The 7,974-nt window shown below is 72.6% G+C and carries 6 protein-coding genes; 2 read left to right on the top strand and 4 right to left on the bottom strand.

Annotation, left to right across the window (positions count from 1 at the left end; genetic code table 11):
- Window positions 1-353 precede the first annotated feature (353 nt).
- Window positions 354-2,507, bottom strand: coding sequence for an acyltransferase family protein (locus tag JHD21_RS18525; protein ID WP_292678215.1), 2,154 nt, complete (start codon window positions 2,505-2,507; stop codon window positions 354-356).
- Between the two features lie 141 nt (window positions 2,508-2,648).
- Here JHD21_RS18525 and npdG point away from each other — a divergent pair, with 141 nt between their 5' ends.
- Entirely contained in the window at window positions 2,649-3,341 is a 693-nt protein-coding gene (gene npdG, locus JHD21_RS18520; protein ID WP_292678214.1) for an NADPH-dependent F420 reductase, read from the top strand.
- Here npdG and JHD21_RS18515 read toward each other — a convergent pair.
- Entirely contained in the window at window positions 3,338-3,895 is a 558-nt protein-coding gene (locus JHD21_RS18515) for a TOPRIM nucleotidyl transferase/hydrolase domain-containing protein (RefSeq protein ID WP_292678212.1), read from the bottom strand. The two genes, npdG and JHD21_RS18515, sit on opposite strands and share 4 nt — an antisense overlap.
- 109 nt (window positions 3,896-4,004) lie before the next feature.
- Here JHD21_RS18515 and JHD21_RS18510 point away from each other — a divergent pair, with 109 nt between their 5' ends.
- Window positions 4,005-4,721, top strand: coding sequence for an SDR family oxidoreductase (locus JHD21_RS18510; RefSeq protein ID WP_292678210.1), 717 nt, complete (start codon window positions 4,005-4,007; stop codon window positions 4,719-4,721).
- Between the two features lie 58 nt (window positions 4,722-4,779).
- On the opposite strand, the gene JHD21_RS18505 is transcribed toward JHD21_RS18510, so the two are convergent.
- On the bottom strand, window positions 4,780-6,594 hold the full coding sequence (locus tag JHD21_RS18505; RefSeq protein WP_292678208.1) for an ABC transporter ATP-binding protein: 1,815 nt from the start codon (window positions 6,592-6,594) through the stop codon (window positions 4,780-4,782).
- Window positions 6,591-7,974: ABC transporter ATP-binding protein (locus JHD21_RS18500; RefSeq protein ID WP_292678206.1), on the bottom strand; the 1,384-nt coding region annotated here is incomplete at its 5' end. The genes JHD21_RS18505 and JHD21_RS18500, both read right to left, overlap by 4 nt.

Here is a 7,974-nt window from a genome sequence, read left to right as displayed (position 1 = left end):
AGTCCCACTAGCGTGCGATCTGCACCCACCAGGTGCATGGGATCCGCACGCCAAGTCCCGACCGGCCCACCACCCGCAGACGGTGGTGGTGCCCGCGCATGCGGGCGGCGGGGCGGAGCCCTGCCGCTGAGCGCGCCGCCAGCAGGCCGGGAGAGGCTCCGGGTCAAGGACGGCCGCAGGCCGCCGCGAAGCGGCGCGAGCGCCAGCGAGCGTCCTTGACGCGGAGACCCGGCCTGCTACGCGCGCGGGCACCACCCCCAGCCCGCAGTCCGGCCTCGCCAATCGGGGTGGTCACGTCGAAGCCACGAGTGCGGACGTCTCGAAACGCCGCGACCTCCTGGACCACCGGAGGCTCAGTCCGTCGACCCGCCAGCCACCGCGTCGTCGGGGTCGGCGGGCGCTGCGACGCCGTTCGTCGGGATCATCCGCAGGGCCCGCCCGAGCGTGGCCCACAGGTTGGCGGCGTACTCGGTGGTGATGTGGTCGGTGTCCCGGTAGCTCAGGGTGCCGCCGATGACGATGGGGCACTCGCCCTGGTAGCAGAGCCACGGCGTGGGGTCGACGACCCGGGCGCCCGAGACGTTGGCGGAGTCGACGGCGACGTTGCCGAGGATCTGGGAGCGCTCGTCGGGCTCGAACATGCAGTCGCCCAGGCTGGGGTCGCCCGTGGTCAGGCAGGTGGCGGGGTCCTCGGGCGACTTGGGTACGTCGCGGAGCAGCACGACCTCGTCGGCGGCCGCGTCGAGCTCGCGGAAGAGCTCGTCGTAGCCGGCGCGCAGCAGCGGGATCGTGTCGTCGACGGAGGTGACCCGCTTGTCGCCGTCGAAGACGCCGTTGACCGGGGGCGACGAGGCGACCACCACGAGGTCGGGGTTGAGGTCCTCGACCTGCTCGATCACCCAGTCCTGGAAGTCCGAGCAGTCGGTGAAGACGGTGTCGTCGGACTGGGCGGAGGCGATCGGGATGTGCGCCGCGGTGCACTGCGGCTTGACGAGGTAGTAGGCCTTCCAGTTCCCGGCCTCGTTGATCCGGTCGAAGGCCGGGATCCAGGCGCGGGCGTGCGAGTCGCCGATGAGCACGACCGTCTTGTCGCCGTTCTCCTCGCCGACCTGGCAGAGCTTGCGGACGTTCTGCTCGTAGTCGCACTCGCCGACGTCGGCCACGCTCTCGCGCAGCTCCAGGATGCTGGGGTCGGTCTTGCTGGGGATGGCCTGGCGCTCGCGCGCGGCGTTGACCGACGCCCGCACCAGCGCGACCGTGTCGACGTGCACGGCGCCCGGCTTGGCGCTGCCGGCGATGGTGATCGGCGGGTTGTCGCCGTCGGTGTCGGCCTGGGCGCCCGTCCAGAGCCAGGCGAGCCCGCCGACGCCGAGCACCAGGACCGCGCTCGCCGGGTAGAGGACCAGGGCCCGGCGGCGGGGGAGGCGGTGCGCCGGACCACCGTTGCGGAAGGGCATCTCGACGTACTGGTAGGAGTACGCCGACAGCGTGAGCGTGACCAGGACCGCCAGGCCGCTCTCGAACGCGTTGAGCCCGCGACCCAGCGCGTACTCGGGGAGGACCAGGACCGGCCAGTGCCACAGGTAGAGGGAGTAGGACCAGTCGCCGATCACCCGGAACGGCTCGGTCGAGAGCAGCTCCCCGACCAGCGTCCTGGCACCGCCGTGGCCCGCGATCAGGAGGAGCGCGGTGCCGCCGACCGGGAGGGCGGCGGCGATGCCGGGGAACGGCGTGGCCGAGGTGATGACGACGCACGACCCGACGACCACGACGGCACCGACGAACGCCATCAGCTGGAGGTAGCGGCTGTGCAGGCGCGCGACCGCCGAGGCCGGGATGAGCGCCACGAGCGCGCCGATGCCCAGCTCCCAGGCCCGGGTCAACGTCGAGAAGTAGGCGGTGGTGGGGGCGGCCACGGTCTGGTGGATCGACCAGGCGAGCGAGGCGACCACGACGGCCAGGAGCACGACCAGCACGGCGCCCCGCGGCAGCCGTCTCGGGTTGCGGCCGGTCAGCAACCGGGTCAGCAGGATGATCCCGAACAGCAGGACCGGCCAGACCAGGTAGAACTGCTCCTCCACCGCGAGCGACCAGTAGTGCTGCATCGGCGACGGCCCGGTGTCCTGGGCGAAGTAGTAGACACCCTCCTGCGCGAAGTGGATGTTGGCGGCGAACGCCGACGCCCAGATCGCGTCGACGACGACCTCGCGGGCGTCGAGGAGACCCATGATCAGCAGCGAGGCGACCACGGTGACCACCGAGACGACGGTCGCGGCCGGCAGGATGCGCCGGGCCCGGCGGGCCCAGAACTGGCCGATGGAGACGCCGCCGGTGACGAGAACCTCGCGGAACAGCAGCCCGGAGATCAGGTAGCCGGAGATCACGAAGAAGACGTCGACACCCACGAACCCGCCGGGCAGCGCCGTCACCCCCGCGTGGGCGCAGATCACCACAGCGACTGCGACGGCACGCAGTCCCTGGATGTCGCCGCGGATCTCTCTCGCCATTCCCTCAGGGCCCCCCACTGCTACTCAACGGGTTAACTCTCCCACCCCTGGCCAGGTCACGGGGTGGCAACGTGCGATCATCCACAGGCCCGACACGAGGCGGAGCGCCGTGCGGCGCGGCCTGATACAGGAGACGAGCCCATGACTGAGCCGATCACGCAGTACCGGATCGCGGTGATCGGAGGGACCGGTCCGCAGGGGAAGGGCCTCGGCTACCGCTTCGCCAAGCACGGGCACGACGTCGTCCTGGGCTCCCGCGCGGCCGAGCGGGCGGTCTCGACGGCCGACGAGGTGAACGCACGGCTGTCGGACGTCCCAGGGGCCGGATCGGTTTCCGGAGCCGCCAACGCCGACGCGTGCGAGGCCGCCGACGTGGTCGTGCTGGCGGTGCCGTACGACGGCCACGACGAGCTGGTCGCCGCGCTCCCACTGGCCGGCAAGACCGTGGTCTCGTGCGTCAACCCGCTCGCCTTCGACAAGCGCGGGGCGCACGGCCAGGTCATCGACGGCGGGGAGGGCTCCGCCGCGGAGTCCGCCCAGCGCCTCGCACCGGACGCCACTGTGGTCGGGGCCTTCCACAACGTGTCCGCGGTCCTGCTGTGGGGCGACGACGACTACCTCGACGAGGACGTCCTGTGCGTCGGCGACTCCGACGAGGGCAAGGCGGTGGCGATGGAGCTGGCCAGGGCGGTGACCGGCCGCGAGGGCATCAGCGCCGGCAAGCTCCGGCTGGCCCGCCAGCTGGAGCCGTTCACGGCAGTGCTGATCTCGATCAACCGCAAGTACAAGGCGCACTCGGGTCTGCGGATCACCGGCATCCCCGGTCGCGACTAGCTCCTGCGCGCGGCCGCGAAGGTCAGGACGTCCAGCAGGGGAGCGGGCACGTGGTCCACGCCGATCTCCTCGGCGAGGGCTGCGGCCAGGCGGACCTTGCGTCCCGACCTCGTGCCGGCGAAGCGATGCAGCTGCTCGTGGAGCGACCGGGTGCGCTGGTAGGGCTGGTTCTGGAAGGTCCGCAGCTGGCCGAGCTCGCCCTCCCGCTCGATCACGTCGACGACGGCGGTCGTGCCGAGGGCGCGGATGAGCTCGTCCTCGAGGTCGTCGTCGCACACGAAGAAGCCGTACGCCGACAGCTCGTCGCGGGCCTCGACCGGATGACCGAGCCGGCGGAGGGCGCCCGCGACGAAGCGGACCTCGGCGCGGTCGCACAGTCCCGCCACGGTGGTGCCGGGATGCTCCCGGTACTCACGCAGGTAGCGGAGGACGTTGGTGACGCCACCCATCGGGACGACCTCGACGTCGGTGGCGTCGAGGTCGAGCCGACGGGCGAGGACCTGGAGCACCGCGGCGTCACTGGGGCCCTCGGCGAGGACGACCGCGGTTCCCACGCAGCACAGCCTGCGACGAGCATGCTGCCGGTGGCGAGCCCTTGTCCCCGGGCGGAGGCGTGCGGAGGTATAGCGTCGCCACCCACCACGAGCGGGATGGAGCACCACCTTGAGCGGAGTAGTCGTCACCGGAGCCGCCTCCGGGATCGGCCTGGCCTGTGCCGAGGTCCTCGTCGAGCAGGGCGTCCGCGTCTCGCTCTGGGACATCTCGCCCGGGGTGGCCGAGCACGCCGGCCGGCTCGGCATGCCCCACGAGGTCGTCGACGTGTCGGGCGACCTCACCGAGAGCGTGGCGCGCGCCGCTGAGGAGCTGGACGGGCTCGACGGTCTGGTGCACGCGGCGGGCTGCGTGGCCGTGGAGCCGGTCGGCGCGTTCACCGCCGAGTCGTGGGACGCCGTGCTCGGGCTCAACCTGCGCGCCCAGGCGCTGCTGGTGCAGCTCATGCACCCGCACCTCGTGACGTCGGCCAACGCCTCGGTCGTGGGCATCTCCTCGATCGAGGGGCTCGTGGCCAGCGCCTGGATCCCGGCGTACTGCGCGTCCAAGGCCGGGATGCTGGGCATGACCCGCTCGATGGCGGCCCAGCTCGGCTCGGACGGGATCCGGGTCAACGCCGTGTGTCCCGGCTTCATCGAGACACCCATGCTCGGTCCCGCCCTGGAGCTCGCCGAGCTCAAGGCCGAGCTCGAGAGCGGGTCGGCGCTGGGTCGTCTCGGGCAGCCGCGCGAGGTCGCCGAGGCCGTCGCGTTCCTGATGTCGGAGAAGGCCTCGTTCATCACCGGCACGGAGATCGTCGTGGACGGCGGGTTCATCAGCCATCACTGAGGGGCTTGCGTTTCAGCCCCGGCTTGCGTCGTTTCGCGCGCTGTCGCGACGTCGTTCCTCAGTCGCGACGCTTGCTCGACCCACCGGCGCCCACGCCGTCCGCTCCTTCCTCGCGGGCGGCTGCGCCGGCACCATTCCACGATTCCCAGAGCTTGGCGTAGGAGCCGCCCGCGGCGACCAGCTCGTCGTGCGACCCGAGCTCGGAGATCCTGCCGTCCTCGACGACCGCCACTCGGTCGGCGTCGTGGGCCGAGAACAGCCGGTGCGCGATCGCGATGACGGTCCGGCCCTCGAGCACGGCGGCCATCGAGCGCTCGAGGTGCCGGGCGGCCCGCGGGTCGATGAGCGAGGTGGCCTCGTCGAGGACCAGCGTGTGCGGGTCGGCGAGGACCAGCCGGGCCAGCGCGATCTGCTGGGCCTGCGCGTCGGTCACCTTGTTGCCGCCGGAGCCGACGACCGTGTCCAGGCCGGCGGGCAGGGCATCGACCCAGTCCAGGGCGTCGACGGCGGACAGGGCGGCCCGGATGTCGTCGTCCGTGGCCCCGGGAGGTGCCGCCAGGGCCAGGTTCTCGCGCAGCGTGCCCACGAAGACGTGGTGCTCCTGGGTCACCAGCGCGACGTGCCCGCGCAGGTCGGCCAGGGGGAGCTCGACCAGGCCGACGCCGCCGACGGTGACCGAGCCGGTCCGCGGCGGGTGGATGCCGGCCAGCAGCCGGCCCAGGGTGGACTTGCCGGCGCCGGACGGGCCGACCATGGCGAGCCGCGACCCGGGTTCGACGTCCAGGTCGACGCCGTGCAGGACGTCGCGCCCGTCGACGTAGGAGAACCGCACGTCGGCGGCGTCGATCTCCTCGCCGTCGGGCTCTGCGCCGCTCACCCGCCGGTCGTCGGGGACCTGCGCCACCCCGAGCAGCCGGGCCAGCGAGGCGGCGCCGACCTGGAGCTCGTCGAGGATCGCCACGATCCGGTCGACGGGGTCGATGAGCATCTGGACGTACAGGACGGCCGTCGTCACCTCGCCCAGCGACACCGATCCCTCGCTGTAGAGGTAGCCGCCGAGGAGCAGCGTGCAGACGGTGGGGATCAGGTAGGACAGCTCCATGCTCGGGAAGAACACGGTGCGCAGGTAGAGGGTGTAGCGCTCGGCGGCGTAGGACTCGGAGATGTCCCGGTCGATCGCCTCGACCCGGCGCTCGCCGAGCCCGAGCGACTCGATGGTCCGGGCGCCCTCGACGGTCTCGGTGAGGGTCGCGTTCATCACCGAGTAGGACGCGTTCTCGCGGAGGTAACCGTCCTTGGCGCGGGCGAGGTACCAGCGCAGGCCGACGACCAGCGGCGGGATGCCGAGCAGGCAGGGGATCGCGACCCACCAGCCGACGCTGATCGCCGCCGCGAACGTGACGACCGCCGTGACCACCGCGATCGTCCACTCCGGCAGCGCCCACCGCACCGACCAGCCGAGCTGGTCGACGTCCCGGCTGGTCCGGGTCAGCAGGTCGCCGGACCCGGCCGACTCGACGACGCCGACCGGGAGCGCCAGCGCGTTGCCGACGAAGTCCTCGCGCAGCTCGGCCAGCACCTTCTCGCCCAGCACCTGGCTGGCCAGGCGGGCGTAGCGGGTGATCACGGTCTGGGCGACGAGGAACCCGGCCAGGACCAGGATGACCTTGTCGACGTACGCCGTGGTGGTGCCGGTCTCGACGGCCTCCACGAGCTCGCCGAGCAGCCGCGGCGCGGCCAGCGCGGCCACCGCGGCGAGCACGTGGAGCGACAGCGCCGTCCAGAGCAGCCGCGGGTTGCGGCGCGCGATCGCCCCGGCGTAGCGCCGGACCGCGGGGGTGTCCGCGATCGGGAGCGAGGTGGAGGTGCTCATCGCACGGCCTCCTCGGTCGCCGGCTCCTGCTCGCGGGTGACCACGGCCCGGTAGGCCGGGACCGAGCCGAGCAGGTCGGCGTGCGTCCCGGACGCCACGACCCGCCCGTCCTGGAGGAAGGCGACCTCGTCGACGGCGTCGAGCACCAGCGGGCTGGAGCTCATGACCACCGTGGTGCGGCCGGAGCGCTGGGCGCGGAGCCGGCTGGCGATCCGGGCCTCGGTGTGGGCGTCGACCGCGGACGTCGGCTCGACCAGGACCAGCACCTCGGGGTCACCGGTCAGGACCCGGGCGAGCACCAGCCGCTGGCGTTGCCCGCCGGAGAAGGTGCGACCGCGTTCGGCGACCTCGGTCCCGAGGCCGTCGGGCAGCGCGTCCAGGATGTCGCCGCTCGAGGTGGTCTCGAGCGCGCGTTCCACCGCCACCGCGCCCTCGCCGGTGATGTCCAGTCCAGGGCCGAGGGGGCCGGAGAACAGCGTCGAGCCCGTGTCGGACACGACGATGAGCCGGCGTACGTCGGCCCGGCGCAGGGCGGTGAGGGGGACACCGCCGAGCCGCACGTCGTCGTCGACCTCGCCCTCGACGGGTGGTGCGTGCATGCCGAGCCGGTCGGCGAGGTGGGCCGTCTCCTCGGGCCGGTCGCTCACGACCGCGGTCATCCGCCCGGCGCGGGCCCGCAGTCCGGTGCGCAGGTCGACCAGGTCGGAGCCCGGCGGCGGGGGCGGAGCCGGGTCGGCCGGGTCGATCCGGTCGGCCTCGAGCCGGAGCACGCGGCAGACCCGCGCGGCCGCGACCCGGGCCCGGATCAGCTTGTTGGCGTACTCGGTGGCGGTGCGCAGCGGGATCATCAGGAACGCTGAGTAGCCGTAGAACGCGACCAGCTCGCCGGGTGTGATCGTGCCCTGCACGGCGTAGCGGGCCCCGACCCACACCACGACCACCACGAACAGCCCCGGCAGGAACACCTGGAGCGCGTCGAGGACGGACTGCAGCCGGGCCACGGCGACGCCGGCCCCCCGGGTGGCCTGCGACTCGCGCCGGTAACGGTCGTGGAAGACCTGCTCGCCGCCGATCCCGCGCAGGACCCGCAGCCCGCCGACGATGTCGGTGGCGGTGTTGGACAGCTCGCCCATGAGCTGGCGCTGGTGGGCCGCGCGCCGGTCCAGGGGCTTGAGCAGCGGCCCGATGAGGACCATCAGGAACGGGACGCCGATGAGCACGAGCAGCCCGAGGGTCGTCGAGGTCTGCAGCAGGATCACGGCGACGAGGACGAAGGAGACGACGGCACCGGAGAATCGCGCGGTCACGTCCATGGCGCCGCCGAGGTGGGAGATGTCGTTGGTGCCGATCGCCACCACCTCGCCGGTCGAGACCTTGCGG

This window comes from Nocardioides sp., from assembly GCF_016462705.1.
Classification (GTDB): domain Bacteria; phylum Actinomycetota; class Actinomycetes; order Propionibacteriales; family Nocardioidaceae; genus Nocardioides.
This window is presented reverse-complemented; position numbering and strand designations above follow the sequence as displayed.